The sequence below is a fragment of the Nocardioides astragali genome (genome assembly GCF_024436375.1).
Taxonomy (GTDB): Bacteria; Actinomycetota; Actinomycetes; order Propionibacteriales; family Nocardioidaceae; genus Nocardioides; species Nocardioides astragali.
Window position 1 is genome coordinate 456,199 of sequence record NZ_JAFMZM010000006.1, and the last position, 20,311, is coordinate 476,509.

At 71.7% G+C, this 20,311-nt stretch carries 20 protein-coding genes; 9 read left to right on the plus strand and 11 right to left on the minus strand.

Annotated features, from left to right (window positions below; genetic code table 11):
* Positions 1-4: 4 nt before the first annotated feature.
* The 4 genes from J3P44_RS21675 to J3P44_RS21690 all read right to left on the minus strand — a co-directional run bounded on the left by J3P44_RS21675 (position 5) and on the right by J3P44_RS21690 (position 6,193).
* Positions 5-2,548 carry an AMP-binding protein gene (locus J3P44_RS21675; RefSeq protein ID WP_255892559.1) on the minus strand — a complete coding sequence of 848 codons (2,544 nt, stop codon included), beginning with the start codon at positions 2,546-2,548 and terminating at the stop codon, positions 5-7.
* A complete protein-coding gene (locus J3P44_RS21680; protein ID WP_255892560.1) occupies positions 2,545-3,630 on the minus strand; it encodes an ABC transporter ATP-binding protein in 1,086 nt (361 codons plus the stop codon). Before J3P44_RS21680 ends, J3P44_RS21675 begins: the two co-directional genes overlap by 4 nt.
* Complete coding sequence (locus J3P44_RS21685; protein WP_255892562.1) at positions 3,627-5,096, minus strand: ABC transporter permease; 1,470 nt, start codon at positions 5,094-5,096, stop codon at positions 3,627-3,629. Before J3P44_RS21685 ends, J3P44_RS21680 begins: the two co-directional genes overlap by 4 nt.
* A 68-nt stretch (positions 5,097-5,164) precedes the next feature.
* Positions 5,165-6,193 carry an iron ABC transporter substrate-binding protein gene (locus J3P44_RS21690; RefSeq protein ID WP_255892563.1) on the minus strand — a complete coding sequence of 343 codons (1,029 nt, stop codon included), beginning with the start codon at positions 6,191-6,193 and terminating at the stop codon, positions 5,165-5,167.
* 128 nt (positions 6,194-6,321) lie between these two features.
* On the opposite strand from J3P44_RS21690, the gene J3P44_RS21695 reads away from it, so the two are divergent.
* From J3P44_RS21695 to J3P44_RS21715, 5 genes are all read left to right on the plus strand, one after another.
* Complete coding sequence (locus J3P44_RS21695; protein WP_255892564.1) at positions 6,322-7,518, plus strand: acyl-CoA dehydrogenase family protein; 1,197 nt, start codon at positions 6,322-6,324, stop codon at positions 7,516-7,518.
* A 59-nt stretch (positions 7,519-7,577) separates the two neighbouring features.
* Positions 7,578-8,936 (plus strand): sensor histidine kinase, encoded by a 1,359-nt coding sequence (locus J3P44_RS21700; RefSeq protein ID WP_255892565.1) that lies wholly within the window; start codon positions 7,578-7,580, stop codon positions 8,934-8,936.
* Positions 8,933-9,628, plus strand: a complete 696-nt coding sequence (locus J3P44_RS21705; RefSeq protein ID WP_255892566.1) for a response regulator — start codon at positions 8,933-8,935, stop codon at positions 9,626-9,628. The genes J3P44_RS21700 and J3P44_RS21705 overlap by 4 nt, the downstream gene beginning before the upstream one ends.
* 81 nt (positions 9,629-9,709) lie before the next feature.
* Positions 9,710-10,591 (plus strand): ABC transporter ATP-binding protein, encoded by an 882-nt coding sequence (locus J3P44_RS21710; protein ID WP_255892567.1) that lies wholly within the window; start codon positions 9,710-9,712, stop codon positions 10,589-10,591.
* Positions 10,588-11,766: an ABC transporter permease gene (locus J3P44_RS21715; RefSeq protein WP_255892568.1), complete on the plus strand. Its 1,179-nt coding sequence runs from the start codon at positions 10,588-10,590 to the stop codon at positions 11,764-11,766. Before J3P44_RS21710 ends, J3P44_RS21715 begins: the two co-directional genes overlap by 4 nt.
* Positions 11,767-11,773: 7 nt before the next feature.
* Here the strand turns inward: J3P44_RS21715 and J3P44_RS21720 are convergent, their stop codons facing one another.
* From J3P44_RS21720 to J3P44_RS21730, 3 genes are read right to left on the minus strand one after another with little or no spacing between them, the layout of a single operon-like run.
* Positions 11,774-12,232, minus strand: a complete 459-nt coding sequence (locus J3P44_RS21720; RefSeq protein WP_255892569.1) for a VTT domain-containing protein — start codon at positions 12,230-12,232, stop codon at positions 11,774-11,776.
* Positions 12,232-12,873 (minus strand): CDP-alcohol phosphatidyltransferase family protein, encoded by a 642-nt coding sequence (locus tag J3P44_RS21725; RefSeq protein ID WP_255892570.1) that lies wholly within the window; start codon positions 12,871-12,873, stop codon positions 12,232-12,234. Before J3P44_RS21725 ends, J3P44_RS21720 begins: the two co-directional genes overlap by 1 nt.
* 18 nt (positions 12,874-12,891) lie before the next feature.
* Complete coding sequence (locus J3P44_RS21730; protein ID WP_255892571.1) at positions 12,892-13,488, minus strand: Maf family protein; 597 nt, start codon at positions 13,486-13,488, stop codon at positions 12,892-12,894.
* 86 nt (positions 13,489-13,574) lie between these two features.
* Here J3P44_RS21730 and J3P44_RS21735 point away from each other — a divergent pair, with 86 nt between their 5' ends.
* The 4 genes from J3P44_RS21735 to J3P44_RS21750 are packed head-to-tail and all read left to right on the plus strand — an operon-like array spanning position 13,575 to position 17,005.
* Positions 13,575-14,567: a Bug family tripartite tricarboxylate transporter substrate binding protein gene (locus J3P44_RS21735; protein ID WP_255892572.1), complete on the plus strand. Its 993-nt coding sequence runs from the start codon at positions 13,575-13,577 to the stop codon at positions 14,565-14,567.
* Positions 14,564-15,073 carry a tripartite tricarboxylate transporter TctB family protein gene (locus tag J3P44_RS21740; protein WP_255892573.1) on the plus strand — a complete coding sequence of 170 codons (510 nt, stop codon included), beginning with the start codon at positions 14,564-14,566 and terminating at the stop codon, positions 15,071-15,073. Before J3P44_RS21735 ends, J3P44_RS21740 begins: the two co-directional genes overlap by 4 nt.
* A 7-nt stretch (positions 15,074-15,080) precedes the next feature.
* Positions 15,081-16,616: a tripartite tricarboxylate transporter permease gene (locus J3P44_RS21745; RefSeq protein WP_255892574.1), complete on the plus strand. Its 1,536-nt coding sequence runs from the start codon at positions 15,081-15,083 to the stop codon at positions 16,614-16,616.
* Complete coding sequence (locus J3P44_RS21750) at positions 16,616-17,005, plus strand: universal stress protein (RefSeq protein ID WP_255892575.1); 390 nt, start codon at positions 16,616-16,618, stop codon at positions 17,003-17,005. The genes J3P44_RS21745 and J3P44_RS21750 overlap by 1 nt, the downstream gene beginning before the upstream one ends.
* A gap of 12 nt (positions 17,006-17,017) precedes the next feature.
* On the opposite strand, the gene J3P44_RS21755 is transcribed toward J3P44_RS21750, so the two are convergent.
* The 4 genes from J3P44_RS21755 to J3P44_RS21770 form a co-directional block, all read right to left on the minus strand.
* Positions 17,018-18,706: a DUF885 domain-containing protein gene (locus J3P44_RS21755; RefSeq protein ID WP_255892576.1), complete on the minus strand. Its 1,689-nt coding sequence runs from the start codon at positions 18,704-18,706 to the stop codon at positions 17,018-17,020.
* 61 nt (positions 18,707-18,767) lie between these two features.
* Positions 18,768-19,772: a hypothetical protein gene (locus J3P44_RS21760; RefSeq protein WP_255892577.1), complete on the minus strand. Its 1,005-nt coding sequence runs from the start codon at positions 19,770-19,772 to the stop codon at positions 18,768-18,770.
* A 132-nt stretch (positions 19,773-19,904) separates the two neighbouring features.
* Entirely contained in the window at positions 19,905-20,117 is a 213-nt protein-coding gene (locus tag J3P44_RS21765) for an acyl-CoA carboxylase subunit epsilon (RefSeq protein WP_255892578.1), read from the minus strand.
* An 8-nt stretch (positions 20,118-20,125) separates the two neighbouring features.
* Positions 20,126-20,311: carboxyl transferase domain-containing protein (locus tag J3P44_RS21770; RefSeq protein WP_305122734.1), on the minus strand; the 186-nt coding region annotated here is incomplete at its 5' end.

Sequence of the window (20,311 nt, forward strand, 5' to 3'; positions counted from 1 at the left end):
CAGGCTACCGCGCTCCGAGGACCGCGCGACCGACTGCTTGGTGAACGGGCCGTGCGACGCGCGCGTAGGCGATCCCCACTGTGAGGGATGCCACAAGGGCGAGCCACGGGTGCCCCGCATCCTCTAGCGGCGGGTAGACCTGCCAGTGGGTGAGGTAGATGAACAGGCTGGCCCCGGCGAGGACGCCCGCGGCGCGTGCGAGCCACCGCGGCACGGTCACGTGGGGCAGCCACAGCATGAGCAGGAAGCCGCCCAGCACGATGACCTCGCGGTGCACCTGGCCGAAGAAGCCGATGGTCAGCGTTGCTGCGAGGAAGGTGACGAGGAGGCGCTGCCGGGTGGTGGTGGCGCGCGCCCCGAGCCACCCGAGCACGAAGAAGAACGCGACCACGAGCGTGGTGTAGCGCTGCGTCGGCCCGGCGCGCAGGCCGACGTCGGCGAAGCGCACCGCCGCCGCCACCGCGAGGACGACGAGCGCGAAGCGGAAGGGCGTACGCCGCTCCAGCCGGTGCAGCACCGGCAGGCAGGTGAGCGCGAGCGCGGCAGCGGTGATCCACACCAGGGACTCGAGGAACCAGAGCTGCCATTGGTCGTCCCAGACGGAGCTGTTGAGGAATCCGCGCACGAACAGGACCGTGGTCAGGCCGTAGCTGCCGACGAGCACCGAGACGGCGCCGACCCAGATGACCGAGGGGACCAGGAGCTGGGCCAGGCCGGAGAGCCCGTGGCGCAGCCGGGTCCGGGCGTCGCCGGCCGCCGACAGCTGGAAGCGGGCGAAGTTGAAGCCGGCCAGGGCCAGCAGCAGGTGGGCGCCGCCCTCGAGGGGGAGGAGGTCGACGTGGCTGGCGACCACGAAGACGATCGCGAGCGCGCGCAGCGCGACGGTGGTGTCGAGCCGGGCCCAGCGGTGCCGGTCCCGTCCCGTGACGGGGGCGGCCGTTGTCATCCGCTCGAGGTCGGCGATGCTGCGGGTGTGCCAGCCCGTGGGGAGACCGCGGGGGAAGTGATCCACCAGCCGGGTCGCCAGCTCGACGTAGGACAGGGAGTCGCCGCCGAGGTCGACGAACGAGTCGGCGTCGCGCGCGTCGGGCCGGCCGAGGACCCGGACGAAGTCGGAGCGCAGCGAGTCGCCGTCGGGCGCGGAGGGCGGCCCCTCGTCGGCGCGGGCGAGCTCGCCGAGGGCGGCGTAGTCGGTCTTGTCGGTGCCCGTCAGGGGGACCTGTGGAAGCACGGTGACCCGGACGACGTGCGGGGGAAGGCCACAGAGCTGGGTGGTCAGGGCCCGGGCGGCTGCGCTGCCTCGCCCGCTCGGGAGGAAGACGTGCACGGCACCGTCGGTGGCCACGACCCGAGCGAGGCGGTGCACCTCGGCCTGGAGGTGGCGCTCGACGGCGTCGAGGTCGAGGCGGAGCCCGAACACCTTGCCGTAGCGGTTGCGGCGCCCGACGACCTCGAAGAGGCCGTCGACGAGGCGGGCGAGGTCACCGGTGCGGAGCTCGGTGGTGTCGCGCGGCAGCGCCAGGTCGGCGGGGGAGTGGGCGTAGCCGAGCATCACGTTGGGCCCGGAGTAGACGAGCTCGCCGACACCGGGGCGCTCGTCGACGCTCTCGTCGAGGCGCAGGTGCCCACCGGGGACGGCGATCCCGATCGAGCGCGGGTGCTCCTCGGCGAGGGCCGGAGGGAGCCAGGCCATCCTCGCCGTCGCCTCGGTCGCGCCGTACATCACGACGAGGTCCCACCCGTGGCGCCGGCCGAAGCGGCTCCAGCGGCGTACGGCGTCGGGGTCGAGGCGGCCGCCGGCCTGGGTCACCTGGCGCAGCGTCGGGAGGTCGCGCTCCTCGAAGCCGCTGGCGGCAAGCAGGTCGAAGGTGTGCGGGACGCCCGCGAAGCTGGTGGCGCCGCTGCGCGCGAAGAGGTCCCAGAAGCACTCGTCGACCACGCTGAGCCCGGTGAGCACGACGCTGGCGCCGGCGACCAGGTGGGAGTGGAGCACCGACAGGCCGTAGCAGTAGTGCAGCGGGAGCGCGGTGATCGCGCGGTCGGCAGGGGTGAGTGCGAGGTAGTCGGCGATGGCCGCCGCGTTGCTGGCGACGTTGTCGCGCGAGAGCCGGACCAGCTTGGGTGACCCGGTGGTGCCCGAGGTGCTGAGCAGCAGGGCCAGGTCGGGGTGCAGGTCGTGGGCGCTCTCGGGGCGGCGTACGTCGTCGCGGGCGGCGGTGGTGCACACGATGTCGGGGTCGTAGGCCGCCACCATGGCCTCGCGCTGGGCCTCACGGCCGGCGGGGACGACGAGGGCGACGTGGCCGTGCTGGAGCGCGGCGAGGTAGGCGACCAGGGAGTCGAGGTCGTTGGCGCCCTCGACCAGCACCAGGCGACGCGCGGGTCCCCAGGTGCCGGCCCGGTCCGCGACCCGCCGGGCCAGGTCGGCGTGGCTGAGGACCTCGCCGTCGGTGAGCACGGCAGGCCTGTCGCCGAAGCCGGCGTGGTCGAGCACCGGGAGAGGGCGCACCTCCCGGAGCAGTGCGGGAGGTGGGGACGTGATCGTCACAACGCCTCCGTGGGGTGGTAGGCACGGACGAGGCCGGTCACCCGGAGGTGGACCCTGTCCCCGGCGGCTGGGTGGAGCACGCCGGACATCCGGGCGAGCACGGACGTGCCCTCGTCGAGGCGGACCTGCACGGCGCAGTCGTGGCCGTAGTAGCTGACCTCCTCGACGGTGCCGCGCACCCCAATGACCTTGTCGCCGGCGGTGTGCGAGAGGTCGACGTGGACCTGCTCGGGCCGGATCATCAGCGACACCGGCCCCTCGGTCGGCTCGGTCAGCACGACCTCGCCGAGGGCGCACGTGGCGTGCGCCGCGTCGGCGGTGCCGGGCAGCACGACGGCGCGGCCGACGAACTCGGCCACGGCCGGGTCGGTCGGGGAGAGGTAGACCTCGCTCGGCGGCGCCGACTGGACGAGCCGCCCGGCGCGCATCACCGCGACCTGGTCGGCGAGGGAGAGGGCCTCGTTCTGGTCATGGGTGACGAGGACCGCGGTGGTGTTGGTGGCCTGGAGCGCACGACGTACGGCGCGCGCGGTGCTGCCGCGCAGCCCGGCGTCGAGGGAGGAGAACGGCTCGTCGAGCAGCACGAGAGCCGGCTGGGGTGCCAGCGAGCGGGCGAGCGCGACGCGCTGCTGCTGGCCACCGGAGAGCTCGTCGGGACGACGATCGCGGAAGTCGGCGGGCAGCTCGACGAGGTCGAGCATCTCCGCGACTCGGTCGCCACCGCCGGCGGCACGGGCCGCGCGCGGCAGCCCGAAGGCGATGTTGGCGGCGACGTCGAGGTGCGGGAAGAGGGCGCCCTCCTGCGGGACGTAGCCGACGCGGCGGGTCTGCGGGGGCATCGGGCGTACGCCGTCGCCGGCGACGACCTCGTCGCCGAAGGCGATGCTGCCGGACTCCGGCTGCAGGAAACCCGCGACCAGCCGCAGGAGCGTCGTCTTGCCGCACCCCGAGGGGCCGAGCACGGTCGTGAAGGAGCCGTGCGGCACGTGCAGCGTGACGTCGTCGACCGCGCGGGTCGCCGCACGTCCCGGGGCCGTCGACGGGAACGACCGGGTCACGCCGGTGACGGTGAGGGAGCTCATGCCGGAACCCCCTCCCGGCTCAGGCTCTCCTGGCGCATCAGCAGGACCGTGGCCGGGATCGAGACCAGCACCAGCAGCAGGGCGTAGGGCGCGGCGGCGCCGTAGCGCAGCTCGGAGGACGCCGACCAGAACTCGGTGGCCAGGGTGCGGGTGCCGATCGGGGAGAGCATCAGCGTGGCGGTCAGCTCGGTGGAGATCGCCAGGAAGACCAGCGCAGCGCCGGCGCCGAGGCTCGGTGCGATCAGCGGGAGGGTCACCCGTCGCGCGGTGGCCAGTGGACCCGCGCCGAGGCTGTGGGCGACGTCGTCGAGCACCGCGGGCGCCTGCTCCAGCCCGGCCCGCACGGTCACCACCGCCCGGGGCAGGAAGAGGATGGCGTACGCCGCCACGAGCAGGCCGGCGGTCTGGTAGACGACGGGGACGAGTCGCAGGGAGGCGACGACGAGCGCGAGGCCGACGACGATGCCGGGCAGCGCGTTGGCGACGTAGGTGCTGCGCTCGATGACGGTCGAGGCCCAGCCGCGGTGGCGCACCGCGAGCCACACGACGGGGACGGCCGCGAGCGTGGTGACGACGGCGCCGGCGAGCGCGAGGACGACCGTGGCGGCGAGCGCGGAGCCGAGCTCGCCCAGGGGGAACTCCGTCGACGTGCCGACGACCAGCCACCTGGCCAGCGAGAAGGCGGGTACGCCGACGGCCAGCACGACGACCGAGCCGGCCGTGGCCAGGAGCGGCCACCGCCAGGGTCCGAGCGGCAGGGGGACGGTGCCACGGGAGGCGCCCCGGCCGACCCGGGAGTAGCGGCGGTTGCCGCGCATCCGGAGCTCGGCGAGGAGCAGGAACAGGCACAGGAGCACGAGGACACCGGCCATCGCCGTCGCGGCGGCACCGTTGAAGGTCGAGCCGTACTGGTCGTAGATGGCAGTGGTGAAGGTCGGGAACCGCAGGAGCGACAGCGCGCCGAACTCCGCCAGCAGGTGCAGCCCGACGAGCAGGGCGCCGCCGAGCAGCGCCGGTCGCAGCTGGGGGAGCACGACGGTGCCGAACGTGCGCACGCGGGAGTGGCCCAGCGACCAGGCCGACTCCTCGAGCGCCGGGTCGAGCCGGCGCAGCATCGCCACGACGGGGAGGTAGACCAGCGGGTAGTAGGAGAGGGTGACCACCCCGAAGGCCCCTCCGAACCCGTGGACGCTGCGGTCCAGCGAGACCCAGGCGTAGCCGTTGACGAAGGCCGGCACGGCGAGCGGCGCGACCAGGAGGCCGTGCCACAGACGGCGTCCGGGCAGGTCGGTGCGCTCGACCAGCACGGCCAGCGCGACGCCGAGGACGGCGGTGGAGGCCATGCAGGCCAGCGCCAGGGTGATGGTGTTGCGCAGCAGCTCCCCGATCCGAGGTCGGGCCAGGAGGTGCCAGAGGTCGACCGGACCGATGATCACGACGTAGGAGGCCACGTAGGCCAACGGCACCAGCGCCAGGAGCGCGACGACCGAGCCCGCTGCGAGCAGCAGCGGCGACGTGCGGCGCCCGGTGATGGTCAGAGCAGGCCCGCTTCGGTCATCAGGTCGGTGACCTGCGGGCCGTTGAGGCTCGACAGGTCGACCTGCGGCGGCTCGAGCTCGTCGAAGGGCTTCACGTCGGGGTTGAGGCTGGCGTCGGGGTTGAGCGGGTACTCCAGGGCGTACGACTCCGCCATGGCCCGCTGCGCCTCGGTGCCGGTCAGCCAGGTGACGAACTCCTCCGCGGCCTCCTGGTGCTCGCTGCTCGCGAGGATGCCGGCGCCGGAGATGCTGAGGAACGCACCCGGGTCCTGGTCACCGAAGAAGTGCAGCGCCGAGCTGTCGGAGTCGGTGCCGTTCTCCTCGCGGTCGCGGTACCAGTAGTAGTGGTAGGCGATGCCCGCGTCGACCTCGCCGGAGTCGACGGACTGCATGACGACGAGGTTGTTCTGGACGATGACGCCGTTGGCCTTCAGGCCCTCCAGCCAGGTCCGCGTGGCCTCCTCGCCCTCGAGCTCGAGGACGGCGGAGACGATCGCCTGGAAGTCAGCACCCGTCGGGGAGAAGGCCACGCGGCCCTGCCACTCCGGCTTCGCGAAGTCGAGGATCGAGGCGGGCATGTCTGCCGCGGTCATCGACTCGGTGTTGTACATCGCGACGGTGGAGCGGGCCAGGAAGCCGGTCCACGTGCGGCTCGCGGGGACGTACTGCTCCGGGATGGTCGCGGTGGCCTCGTCGGCGAGCTCGCCGAAGAGCCCGGCGTTGTCCACGATGCTCATCGCGGGGGAGTTCTCGGTGAGGAAGACGTCGGCGGGCGAGTCCTCGCCCTCCTCGACGATCTGGTTGGCGAGCTCGAGGTCCTTGCCGTTGCGGAGCTCGACGTCGAGGCCGGACTCCTCCTCGAACATCGGGACGAGCTCGTCGAGGAGCTCCTTGTGCTGGGCGTTGTAGATGACCAGGTCGGGCGAGCCGAACAGCCCGCAGCCCGACAGGGTCGACGCGGTCAGCAGGGTGCTCGCCAGGGCCACGCTGACACGGGTGGCGGCACGACGCGGGGAAGTCGACACAGGGGATCCTCACTTTGCTTAGGCTCACCTAAATCTAGACCCCTTACGGCGCCGTCGGGGAATCGCGTCCGTCACAGTCTTCGTCGCGGGGTTAGCGATCGTTAACCTCTTGCCGTTATGGTGCGGGCATGACCTTCGAGCTGTCCCCTGAGCACGAGCAGTTCCGTCGCAGCGTCCGCGACTTCGCGGAGGCCGAGATCGCGCCCCACGCCGCGCAGTGGGACCGCGACCACCACTTCCCGACCGACGTGGTGCAGAAGATGGGCAAGCTCGGCTTGATGGGGTTGACCGCCCCCGAGGAGTTCGGCGGCGCCGGGATGGCCGGCGAGGACGGCGGCTTCACCTCGCTCTGCCTGGCCATCGAGGAGATCGGCCGTGTCGACCAGTCGATGGGCATCACCCTCGAGGCGGCGGTGGGCCTCGGCATCAACCCGATCCTCACCTACGGCACCGACGAGCAGAAGCAGGCGTGGCTGCCGGCTCTGGTCGCCGGCGAGCAGCTGGCCGGGTTCGGCCTGACCGAGCCCGGCGCCGGTTCGGACGCCGGGGCGACCAGGACCAAGGCGGTCCTCGAGAACGGCGAGTGGGTGGTCAACGGCGCCAAGCAGTTCATCACCAACTCGGGCTCCTCGATCACGTCGCTGGTGACCGTCACCGCCCGGACGGGCGAGCGCTCCGACGGCCGGCCGGAGATCTCGACGATCGTCGTGCCGTCGGACACGGCCGGCTTCACCGCGGAGAAGGCGTACGACAAGCTCGGCTGGCACGCCTCCGACACGCACCCGCTGTCCTTCACCGACGCGCGCGTGCCCGAGGCCAACCTGCTCGGCGAGCGCGGGCGCGGCTACGCCCAGTTCCTCGCCACCCTCGACGACGGTCGCGTCGCGATCGCCGCCCTCGCGGTCGGCTGCATCCAGGCCTGCCTGGAGATGTCGCTGCAGTACGCCGGCGAGCGGCAGACCTTCGGCGGCCCGATCGGGCGCAAGCAGGGCGTGGCCTTCCAGATCTCCGAGCTCCAGGTCATGCTCGACGCCTCCCGCCTGCTGACCTACAAGGCGGCGGCGATGAAGGACGCCATGGACGCCGGTCGGTCGGTCTCCACGGGCGCCTTCAAGCAGGCCGCCGCGGTCGCCAAGCTCTACGCCACCGAGTCGGCCGTCACCGCGACCCGGATCGCGACCCAGGTCTTCGGCGGCTACGGCTTCATGGAGGAGTACCCGGTGGTCCGGTTCTACCGCGACGCCAAGGTCCTCGAGATCGGCGAGGGCACCTCGGAGGTCCAGCGGATGCTGATCGCGCGGGGGCTCGGCCTGCCCGTCGAGTGACGGCCGATCTCCCCCTCCCGACGGATCCGGAGGAAGGGCGAGATCACTACCCTCGCCCCATGTCCCGTCCGACCTCCCGACTGCTGGAGTGGTTCGGCGTGGACGACGAGTGGGAGCGGCCGCGGCCGGCGATCGGGCGCCGGGACGTCGTGCTGGCGGCAAGTGTCGGCGCAGTGAGCCTCCTCGGCCTCGAGCTGGTGCGCAGCGCCGGCGGCTTCGAGCACACCGACGTCCCGGTGTGGGCGCAGTGGCTCGTGGTGTCGACCGGTGCCGCGCTGCTGCTCGGCCGGCGACGGTGGCCGCTGGTGGTGGCGAGCGCAGCGGCGCTGCACATGTTCGTCGCGGGAGTGACGATGCCTGAGGTGATGGGGCAGATCTCGCTGCAGATCGTCTACTTCGTCGCTCTCCTGTCGGGGGTGGCCTGGGCGCGCGACCGCCGCGCGATGGTCGTCGTCGTCGGCACGATCGTGCTGTTCATGTTCGCCTGGCTCGGCTGGCAGTTCGCCGTGGGCTCTGCGGCACAGGAGTGGCTGGTGGACGAGCAGGGCACCGAGCAGATCGGCCTCTTCCCGCAGATCCCCGCCGCGGTCGGCATCTCGCTGCTCGTCAACGCGATCTACTTCGGCGGCGCGATCGTCGGTGGCGGGGTGTCGTGGCGGGCCGCCCGGCAGCGCGGCCGGCTCGAGGAGCAGACCCGGACGATCGCCGCCCAAGCCGGCCGGCTCCGTGAGCAGGCCGTCATGGACGAGCGGCTCCGCATCGCCCGGGAGCTGCACGACGTGGTCGCCCACGGCGTCTCGGCCATGGGCATCCAGGCGGGTGCGGCGCGACGGGTGCTCGACCGCGACCCCGACGCCGCGCGTACGGCGCTGTCCAACGTCGAGGCGGTCTCGCGCGACGCGGTCACCCAGATGCGCCGCCTCCTCGGCACCCTGCGCGAAGGCGTGGGCGAAGGCGTGGGCGCGGCCGGGGCCGAAGGGGACCAGCCCCACCCGACGCGTACGACCGACGCGGGGGTCGGCGACCTCGCGGGGCTGGTCGACGAAGTCTCTGGGCAGGGCCTGACCGTGACGCTGGACGTGGTCGAGACACAGCCCGACGCAGCCGACCGCCTGCCGCGGGGCATCGGGCTCGCGGTCTACCGCACGGTCCAGGAGGCACTGACCAACGTGCGCCGCCACTCCACCGCCGACACCGTGTCGGTCGTGGTGCGCGTCGACGAGTCGCAGCCGCGCCCTTATGCCGAGGTGGAGGTCGTCGACAACGGACGCCCGCGCCACGGGACGTCGGGCAGCGGGTTGGGGCAGCTCGGCATCCGCGAGCGCGCGGCCACCCACGGTGGCCAGGTCGACATCGGCCCGCGGGTGACCGGGGGCTACCGGGTCCGGGTCCGCTACCCGCTGGTGGCGACGTCATGACGGGAGGGGACGACGCGCGACTCCGCGTGCTGATCGTCGACGACCACGCCATGGTGCGCTCCGGCTTCGCGATGGTGCTCTCCGTCGAGGACGACATCGAGGTGGTGGGCGAGGCCGCCGACGGCCTCCAAGCCGTCGAGCGGGCGCGCGAGACCCGGCCCGACGTGGTGCTGATGGACGTCCAGATGCCGCGCATGGACGGCATCGAGGCCACGCGGCACCTCGTCGCCGACGACCTCGGGCACGTCGTCATCGTCACGACCTTCGACCGGGACGACTACCTCTTCGACGCCCTGCGGGCGGGCGCCAGCGGCTTCCTGCTGAAGAACGCCGGGCCGGAGCAGCTGCTCGACGCCGTACGCGCCGCAGGACGCGGCCACGCCCTGCTGGCACCCGAGGTCACCCGGCGGGTCATCCGGCAGATGGCCGGGGAGGGTGGGCCGGCCACCGGCGCCGGACCTGAGCGGACCGAGCCCGCCGCGCTCGGCCGCCTGACCGGACGGGAGCGCGAGGTCCTGGTGCTGCTGGCCCGGGGGTTGTCCAACGGCGAGATCGCCCGGGACCTCGTGCTCGGCGAGGCCACCGTGAAGACCCACGTCTCCAACGTGCTCGCCAAGCTGCACCTGCGCGATCGGGTGCAGGCGGTCGTCTACGCCTACGAGGCCGGCCTCATCCTCCCGACGGAGGCCTGAGCGCGGCGGGCCGGCGCTCCTCCTCGAGGATCAGTCGCGCGGGGGATCCCGGCGCGCTCGTGGGGCCCTAGCGTCGGAGCCATGTTGGAGATCAAGGAGCTGACCAGGCGGTTCGGCGAGAGCACGGCCGTGGACCACGTGTCGTTCGAGGTCCGGCCAGGGGAGATGACCGGTTTCGTCGGCGCCAACGGCGCGGGCAAGACGACGACCATGCGGATGGTCATGGGCGTGCTGGGCATCGACGGGGGCGAGGTGCTGTGGCAGGACCGGTCGATCACGCGGCTGGACCGCCGCACCTTCGGCTACATGCCGGAGGAGCGAGGGCTCTACCCCAAGCAGCCGATCCTCGACCAGCTCGTCTACGTCGCGCAGCTCAAGGGCCTGGGACGCGTCGCGGCGCGCCGCCAGGTGCAGGAGCTGCTGGAGCGCTTCGGCCTCGGCGGGCGCGCCAAGGACCACCTCGAGAAGCTGTCGCTGGGAAACCAGCAGCGCGTGCAGATCATCGCCTCGGTGCTGCCCAAGCCGGCCGCGCTGATCCTCGACGAGCCGTTCTCCGGACTCGACCCCCTGGCCGTCGACTCGATGGTCGACCTGCTGCGGGAGCACGCCCGTGATGACATCCCGGTGCTCTTCTCCAGCCACCAGCTCGACCTCGTCGAGCGCCTGTGCGACCGCCTGGTCGTGCTGGCCCACGGTCGCCGGGTCGCCGCCGGGACGGTGTCGGAGCTGCGCGACGCGGGGGTGCCGCGCTTCCGACTCGTCCTCGGCGGCGACGCCGGTTGGGTCCGCGACCAGCGCGGGCTCGGGGTCCTCGACCTGGACGGGCCGACCGCCCTGGTGGAGGTCCAGCACGACGGTGCCGAGCAGCACCTCATCGCCGAGGCAGCGCGCCGCGGCGACGTCCACGAGTTCGTCCGGGTGCGCCCGGCGCTCAGCGAGATCTACCGGGAGGCGACCGCATGAGCACACGTACGACCGATCCGGCCTGGCTGCTGGTCACCCGCCGCGAGGTCGTCTCGCGGATCACCGACAAGTCCTTCCTGATCGGCACCGTGCTGATGGTGACCATGCTCGTCGGCTTCATCGGCTTCACCGCCTGGCAGGACGAGAAGACCGACGAGGTGACCCTCGGCGCCACGCCTGACAGTGTCGCCATGGCGACCGCGGTCGCCGATGGCGCGTCGGAGGTCGGCGACAAGGTGGACGTCACCCTCGTCGAGCTCGACGACGAGGCCGCCGCCGAGCAGGCGCTGGAGGAGGACGAGGTCGACGCCTGGCTGCACCCGGTGGCCGACGGCTGGGAGCTCACGTCCGAGTCGAGCGAGCAGGAGTCCCTGACCGCCGTCGTGGAAGCCGTCGTACGCCAGCAGGTGCTGACCGAGAACGCCGCCGACGCCGGCACCACAGTCGAGGAGCTCGAAGCGGGCAGTGCCGTCTCCACCGCCTTCCTGCGCGGTGACGCCGAGAAGGCGGCCGTGGCGCAGGCGGTCGGCTTCGTGTTCGTGTTCCTGTTCTACATCGCCGCCCTGATCTTCGGCATGCAGCTGGCGTCGTCGGTCATCGAGGAGAAGCAGAGCCGGATCGTGGAGATCATCGCCGCGGCCATCCCCCTGCGACACCTGCTGGCGGGCAAAGTGCTCGGCAACACCGCCCTCGCGATGATCCAGCTGCTGGTCTACCTCGCCGTCGGGCTCGTCGGCCTGTCCTTCACGCCCTACAAGTCCTACGTGCCGGCCCTGTCGGGCCCGACGGCCTGGTTCGTGGGATTCTTCCTGGCCGGCTTCATCGCCCTGGCCTGCCTCTGGGCGGTCGCCGGCTCGCTGGCGTCGCGCACCGAGGACCTGCAGGCGACCTCGACACCCTTGACGATGCTCATGCTGGCCATGTTCTTCGGTGGGGTCTCGCTCGACGGTCGCGGCCAGGTCATCGCGTCCTTCGTCCCGCCGGTGTCCGCGGTCGTGATGCCCAAGCGCATCCTCGCCGGCGGCGTCGAGTGGTGGGAACCACTGGTCGCGCTGGGCCTCCTCGCTGTGTTCGCCGCCGTCACCGTGTGGGTGGGGGAACGCCTCTACCGTCGCGCGCTGCTGCAGACCGGCGGCCGGGTCAGCCTGCGCCAGGCGTGGTCGGCGGCCGAGTAGGCGTCGCTCAGAACAGCTCGATCAGCGACGAGGTCCCGCCGACCACGGCCCAGAACCGCAGGCCCCGACCCAGGAGGCCGGTCACGAGGAAGGTCGCGAAGGGCACCCGGAGCGTGCCGGCGAGCACCGCAGTGATCGCGTACGGCGGGAAGCCGGTGCTCGCGGACACGAAGAGCAGTCCGGCCGTGAACCACGGGCGCCCCTCGGCGCGCTCGTGCCACTTGGCGAGCGACGCCTGGGCCTTCGGCTTCTTCAGGTGGCGGGCCACCCACGGGGCGCGGTCGAGGTGCATGCCGCCCCAGTACCAGAGGATCTTGCCCAGCATCTGCCCGACCGTCGCGGCGAGGATCAGCACCCACATGACGTCAGGCGACCGGGAGACCGCGACGACCAGGAAGGCCTCGATGTTGATCAGCGGCAGCAGGGCGGAGGCGATCGAGAGGCCCAGCACACTCCAGAAGAGCATCAGCCGTCCGCCCTGGGCACCGGCAGCCCGATCCGCACCAGCCGGTGCAGCGAGACACACTTGAGCACCAGCAGCGCCGAGGCGATCGCGAGACCGACCCACATCCAGCCGGTGACCAGCAGTAGCACCGCGAACAGCGCGCTGTTGACCGCCTTGGCCGGCTTGGACCAGTTCCACAACCAGATCGGCCGGTCGACCACGAAGAAGTAGTTGGGGCTGCGCACCGGCCAGGCCAGGAAGGCGATGGAGAGGAAGCAGTCGACGACCATGAACTCGGCGAGGTAGACGAAGATCGCGGGCGACAGGTCCGGCTGGAGCCAGGCGAGACCGATGTAGAACGCGGCGGCGTTGAGCCGGTCGCACATGATGTCGAGCACCGCGCCGATCCGCGTCTCGCAGTCGCGCACTCTCGCGTAGAAGCCGTCGAGCATGTCGCCCACCCAGTAGACGACCAGGGCGACGACCAGGAGGGTCAGGCTCTCCTGGTGGGCGGCGACGGCGGCGAGCACGACCGAGGCGACGGTGCGGACGGCGGTGATCACGGTCGCGCCGGTGAGCAGCCGCTCCTCGCGCACGCCGTAGCGGTTGTCGGGGTCGGCGACAGGCTCCGCCCTCACCCGCCCCTGCTCCCCGCTCCCCACGCGGGGGATGCTAGCGGGTCAGGCCCACAGGTCGGGCCACTCGTGCCCGAGTTCGAGGACGAGCTCGCGCAGCAGGGGCAGGCTCACGCCCACGACGTTGTGGTGGTCGCCCTCGATCCCGGTCACGAAGGCACCACCCAACCCGTCGATCGTGAAGGCCCCCGCGACGTGCAACGGCTCGCCGGTGGCGACGTAGGCGTCGATCTCGGCGTCGCTGACGTCGGCGAAGTGGACGGTGGTGGATGCCGTGGCTGCGGCCACGCGGTCGCTCGCCACGTCCCGCAGGCAGTGACCGGTGTGCAGGACGCCGGAACGGCCGCGCATCGCCTGCCAGCGGAGCCGGGCCTCCTCCGCGTCACGCGGCTTGCCGAGTGCGTCGCCGTCGAGCTCGAGGACCGAGTCGCAACCGAGGACGAGCGCCTCAGCAGGTACGACGTCGCCTCCGGCCACGGCCGCGCACTTGAGCTCAGCCAGCTGCAGCGCCAGCTCCGCGGGGGGCAGGTCGGCCAGCTGGGACTCGTCGACCCCGCTGACGATGACAGTGGGGTCGAGTCCCGCCGCGCGCAGAGTCGTACGACGAGCGGGCGAGGCGGAGGCCAGCACGAGTCGGGGCACGGCAGAACCCTTGCACAGGCCCCACTGGTGGGCACCGCGCTGGACAGCCCTCGACAGCACGCTCGGGTGAGTGCACGATGTGGGCCATGACTCGGACTGTGCGCCGGCACCTGGCGCTGGGCACGTGTGGAGTTCTGATCGGTGCCCTCGCCGGCTGCGGGGTGACCCGCGGCGACGACAGCCGCGACATCCTGATGATCATCCCCAACAGCCCGGGGGGTGGCTACGACCTGACAGGTCGCGCCGCAGTGAAGGTGATGGAGGACCAGGACGTCACCGGTGGTGACATCACGGTCACCAACATCGTGGGTGCCGGCGGCGCCGTCGCGATGACGGAGCTGGTCGGCAAGGTGGGCGACGAGCACACGCTGATGACGGTCGGGCTGGGGGTCGTCGGCTCGACCTACTCCTTCGGGAGCCAGTTCGGTCTCCAGGACGCCACGCCGATCGCCCAGCTGATGAGCGAGCCCGAGGGCATCCTCGTGCCGGGCGACTCGCCGTACCAGACGCTCGACGACTTCCTCGAGGCGTGGGCGGCAGATCCCGGCTCGCTCGCCGTCGGCGGTGGGTCGTCCCCGGGAGGTCCCGACCACCTGTTCCCCATGCAGCTGGCCCAGGAGGTCGGCATCGACCCCAACGACGTCAATTTCGTGACGTACGACGGCGGCGGCCCGCTCACCAGCGCGCTGCTCGGGAAGAAGATCGACGCGGGTTTCTCCGGCCTGCCCGAGTTCCAGGGCTCCATCGACTCCGGCGAGCTGCGGGTGCTGGCCGTCTCCGGCGAGGAGCGCTACCCCGAGGGCAGCCCGTTCGCAGACGCGCCCACCCTGACCGAGGAGGGCGTCGACCTGGTCTTCCTCAACTGGCGCGGGGTGCTCGCGCCGCCCGAGATCGGCGACGAACGCACGGACGAGCTGATCGGCTACTTCGAGCAGATGCACGAGACCCCCGAGTGGCAGCAGGTCGTTGAGGACAACGGTTGGACCGATGACTTCAAGACCGGTGAGGACTTCGGGACCTTCATCGACGAGCAGGACCAACGGGTGTCGGGAACTCTCGAGGAGCTGGGACTGCTGTGAGCGAAGCCAAGGTGACCTCCGACGAACCAAGGATCGACCGGGCGCAGTTCGGCCTGGCCGTCGTGCTGGCGCTGGTCGGCCTCTACACGATCGTCGACGCACGCGGGCTCAACGTCGGCTTCGGTGACCCGATCGGGCCACGCGTCTTCCCCTACGTCATCGGCACCTTCATGGTCGTGCTCGCGGTGCTGCTCGCCGTGGCCACGGCCCGTGGGGACGTGCCCCAGGCCGAGGAGGGGGAGGACATCGACCTGACCACCCCGCCCGACTGGCTGACGGTGGGCAAGCTGGTCGGGATCTTGGTGCTCAACCTTCTGCTCGTCAACGTGCTGGGCTGGGCGATCACGGGCGCCCTCCTGTTCGCCGGCTGCGCCTGGGCGTTGGGCTCGCGCACGTTGCTGCGCGACCTCCTCGTCGGGGCCGTGATGGCGGTCGCCAGCTGGTACTTCTTCTACTCCGGCCTCGGCGTGCCACTCTCGCCGGGCATCCTCGACGGGATCCTGTGAGGCCGCGATGGACACCCTGAACCTTCTCCTCGACGGCTTCGCCGGCGCCCTGACGCTCGAGAACCTCCTCTATGCCGCGATTGGCGTCCTGCTCGGCACCTTCGTCGGGGTGCTTCCGGGCATCGGCCCTGCGATGGCCCTGGCGCTCCTGCTCCCGGTCACCTACGGCCTCGACGCCACGCAGGCGCTGATCATGTTCGCCGGCATCTACTACGGCGGGATGTACGGCGGCTCGACGACCTCGATCCTGCTCAACACGCCTGGTGAGTCCGCCTCGGTGATGACGGCGATCGAGGGCAACAAGATGGCGAAGAAGGGCCGGGCCGCGCAGGCGCTGGCGACCGCGGCGATCGGGTCCTTCATCGCCGGCACCATCGGCACACTGCTGGTGGCCTTCTTCACGCCGACGATCGCGACGTGGGCGGTCGAGATCGGCGCGCCGACCTACTTCGCGATCATGCTGCTGGCGATGGTGCTGGTCAGCAGCGTGCTGGGCGCCTCCAGGCTGCGCGGCTTCATCGCGCTCGCGATCGGGCTGACGATCGGCCTCGTCGGGCTCGACGCCTCCACGGCGCAGGCGCGGCTGACGGGCGGCTCGCTGGAGCTGGCCGACGGCATCGACATCGTGGTGGTCGCCGTCGGCGTCTTCGCGATCGGCGAGGCGTTGTGGACCGCTGCCCACCTGCGCCGCAGGCCGATCGACGTGATCCCCGTCGGCCGCCCCTTCATGGGCCGCGACGACTGGCGCCGGTCCTGGGCGCCCTGGCTGCGCGGCACCGCGCTGGGCTTCCCGTTCGGTGCCCTGCCCGCAGGTGGTGCGGAGACGCCGACCTTCCTGTCCTACATCACGGAGCGCAAGCTCGCCGCCCGCCGCGGCGGGTCCAACGAGTTCGGTGAAGGTGCCATCGAGGGGGTCGCCGGTCCGGAGGCCGCCAACAACGCCAGCGCCGCCGGCATGTTCGTTCCCCTGCTGGCCCTCGGCCTGCCGGTCACCGCGACGGCATCGATCCTGCTGGCGGCCATGCAGAAGTACGGCATCGTGCCCGGGCCGACCCTGATGACTGACCAGCCCGACCTGATCTGGACCCTGCTGGCCAGCCTCCTGATCGGTAACACCCTGCTGCTGGTGATCAACCTGCCGCTCGCCCCGGTCTGGGCCAAGCTGCTGCGTGTCCCGCGGCCCCAGCTCTACGCGGGGATCCTCTTCTTCGCCTGCCTCGGCGCCTACAGCGTCGGCCAGAGCTCGTTCGACCTGCTTTTGCTGCTGGTCTTCGGATGCTTGGGCTTCGCGATCCGGCGCTTCGGGATCCCGGTGCTGCCGCTGATCTTGGGCGTGATCCTCGGGCCGCTCATGGAGGTCAAGATGCGCGAGGCGCTCGACCTGTCCGGCGGCGCTGTCAGCGGGCTGTTCAACGAGCCGCTGGCGATCTTCGTCTACGTCCTCGTCGTCCTGGCCGTGGTCGTGCCCCCGCTCATCGCGCGCTACCGCCCACCCGCACTGCTCGAGCACCACGACCAGCACCACGACGAGGAGGTCTCCTGATGGCCATCGTGATCGGCTTCATCCCCGACAAGTACGGCGAGGCCGCGTTGGCCCACGGCCTGGAGGAGGCGGCTCGGCGCCAGACCGGCGTCGTGGTCGTGAACACCACCAAGGGCGACGCGCTCGTCGACAACCGTTACCTCGGCGCCGAGGGCAAGGTGACGCTCGAGCAACGGCTGGCCGACAGCGGGGTCGAGCACGAGATCCGGCAGACCATGGGTGGTGACGTCGCCGACGAGATCCTCGCGATCGCCAAGGACGTCGCCGCCGACGCGATCGTGATCGGCATCCGGCACCGCAGCCCCGTCGGCAAGCTGATCATGGGCAGCGTCGCCCAGCGGGTCATCATCGACGCGACCTGCCCGGTGATCGCGGTCAAGCCCGCCTGAGCAGGCCCCAGCTCAGAGGCGGGACAGCGCTGCCTGCAGCGGGTCGAGGCCGAGCGAGCCGAGGTCGAGCGCCGCTCGGTGGAAGGCCTTGAGGTCGAAGTCGTCGCCCTGCCGATCCTGCACCCGCGCGCGGGCGTCGAGCCAGATCCGCTCGCCGACCTTGTATGACGGCGCCTGGCCGGGGAGGCCGAGGTAGCGCTTGACCTCGAACTGGATGAACTCGTCGTCCATCCGGCAGTGCAGTCGCATGAACTCCAGGCCCAGCTCCGGGGTCCACGTCTCGCCGGGGTGGAAGGCGGTCCCGCCGGGACCCAGGCGGTTGTCCTCGGGGATCTCGAGCTCGAGGTGCATGCCGATGTCGACGATGACCCGGGTCGCGCGCAGCGACTGGCCGTCGAGCATGCCGAGCAGGTCGGCCGGGTCGTCGAGGAAGCCGAGCTCCTCCATCAGCCGCTCGGCGTAGAGGGCCCAGCCCTCGCCGTGTCCGCTGCACCAGCACATCAGCCGCTGCCAGCGGTTGAGGGTGTCGCTGCGATAGGCGGTCTGCGCGACCTGGAGGTGGTGGCCCGGCACGCCCTCGTGGAAGACGGTCGTGACCTCGCGCCACGGGTGGAAGTCGTCGATGCCGTCGGGCACCGACCACCACATCCGGCCCGGACGCTCGAAGTCCTCCGACGGCCCGGTGTAGTAGATGCCACCGTCGTTGGTCGGGGCGAGCATGCACTCGATGCGCCGGATCGGGTCGGGGATGTCGAAGTGCACGTCGGCCATCGCGTCGAGGGTCTCGTCGGCCAGCTGCTGCATCCAGTCGCGGAAGGCCTCACGCCCGTGCACGACCCGGGCGGGGTCGGCATCGAGGTGCGCGACCGCACCGTCGACATCGGCTCCGGGGAGGATCCGGTCGGCAGTCGCGGTCATCAGGTCGGAGAGGCGCTGCAGCTCGGCCCAGCCCCAGGCGTAGGTCTCGTCGAGATCGACCTCGGCGCCGAGGAAGTAACGGCTGGCCAGGGCGTAGACGTCGCGGCCGACTCCCTGGCGCTCCTTTCCCTGCGGCTCCAGCTCGTCGCTGAGGAACAGCCCGAACGACGCGGTGGCCGCGCTGGCCGCGCCGGCCAGGGCACGCAGCTCGGTGCGGTCGCCGCCCTCGAGCCGGTCGGCCAGGCCGAGGAAGAAGTCGCCCGCGTCGCCCGTCTGCCCGGTCCAGCGGCGTACCTGCTCGGCGACCTCGGCGTACTGGCGGGCGGCCACCACGTTGCCCTTGCGGGCCTCGTCGGACAGCGTCACGCGCAGGCCCTCGAGCGCAGCGGGTACGGCGGCGAGCCGGGACGCGATGGCGGCCACGGCTCTCTCGCCCTCAGTCGGCATCAGGTCGAAGACGCCGCGGATCTCGTGCAGCGGGCTCCACAGCACCGACATGCGCGACCGGTTGACCCCGGCGTCCTCCAGCTCGATCTCGAGGCGGGTGCGCTCGAGGAAGGCGTCCTTTGCCGCGGCCTCGCGATCGTCGACCGGGATGGCGGCTTCGACGGCGGCGACGACCGACCGGTTGAGCGCCTCGCGGGCGTCGAAGCCGGCGGGGGAGTAGTCGGTCATCTCGTGCTCGTGGCCCGCCACGCCGATGTTGGTGGCGGTCAGCGGGTCGAGCGCGCAGTAGTCGTCGACGTAGGCGTTGCAGAGGGCATCGATCGTCCGTTCGGTCACGGGCGCGACCCTAGCCCGTGGCCGCCTACGGCCAAGGCCGCGACAGTGGCGCGCGCCGCCGCTAGGTCCGTCCGGGGACGCCACTGACGCCGACGGGGCACTTCTCGTGGCACGCGCGAGGCGAGCCGGTCCAGCCGCGGAGGCGAAGGACGGTCGTCACCACCTGCGCGAGGCGGCACGGCTCCATGACCTGCGCCCACCCGGGTCGGAGCGTGAGGTGGTCCTCGAGGGTGGCGTCGAGGTCGCGTTGGAGGTCGGCCCACCGATCCACGGTGTCGCGGTGGCCGAAGGCGCCGTCGAGCTCGACCAGCGTCCGCTGTGCGCAGTAGCGGATGTCGCGGTGCACGATGCCGCTCGACGTGTCATGGCGGAGCTGGCGCGCCCCTTCTGGCAGTCCGTGCGCCCGTTCGACGTCGCGCAGGTAGCGCTGCTCCAGGACCGAGCGGGTCCCTGCCTGCACATCGGCCAGCACCTCGCCCAGCATCGCGCGGCGCGGGAGCCTCGGCAGCTGCCCGATCACGTCGAGCAGACGGCTCGCGGTCGTGAGGCCCTGGTGGACCGCATCGGACAGCAACGCGATGGCGTCGGCCTCGCCACGCTCGCTTGCCGCCTTCAGGAGGGCGTAGTCGAACACCGCTCGGGGAGGTCGACGGTTGGCCTGCACCCACTTCTCACGGTCGGCCACCCTCTCGATGGTGACGCCCGACGGCGGAACGATCCGGCGGTGCCGGTCGACCAGGAGGTGGATCGGTCCGTCCTGCGGAATCGAAGAAGGGCGGTCCCTCGTCATCCCGTGGGCGTCCAGCGCGGACTCCCGGTGCAGGGCAGCCGGTGCGCAAGCCAGCACGGCGGCCCACTCGCGCTGGCGGCGGGTCGGCCTGCCGGAGTGGTTGACGTAGACGCATGGATGGATCGTCACGAGCTCGCGCCGGCCGAGCATGCGGCGCAGGTCGTTGCGCGATGCGCCGATGGCCACCAGCTGGCTCCGCCCCACGACCCCGTCCTGTTCGCGCAACAGGCGCGCGAGGGCCGTGGTGTCGAGGTCGCTCGGCGCGCGTCTGGGCATGCGACGACTTTGGCTCGGGGACGACGGTCGCCGCGACCCGTCGGGGACGATCTGTGGACGACGCTGACCGACAGTGGAGTCGAGGACCGCTAGGTCAGGCTCAGGGCTCCACTGTCGTCAACTGGTCGGGCTTCAGCGAGGCAGGCCGCTGGCGCGCCAGGCCCCGTCGCCGTGGCGGTGCGTACGGCGTACGCCGCGGGCCGGGTTGCTCCAGGCCGGGCGGGGTCGCTTCGGTGGCTCGCCGGCGGCCGCGCCCAGGGCCGAGAAGACCGCCACCAGGGCGGCGACCTCCTCGGGGGTGGCGTCGGGGTTGATGACCTTGAGGATCGGGGTCTGCTCGGTCACGTCGGCCATCAGAGGGGGATGTTCCCGTGCTTCTTGGGCGGCAGGGTCTCGCGCTTGGAGCGCAGCAGCCGCAGCGAGCGGATGACCTCGACGCGGGTCTCGTGCGGGGTGATGACGGCGTCGACGTAGCCCCGCTCGGCGGCGATGTAGGGGTTGGCCAGCGTGGTCTCGTACTCGTCGATCAGCTCGGCCCG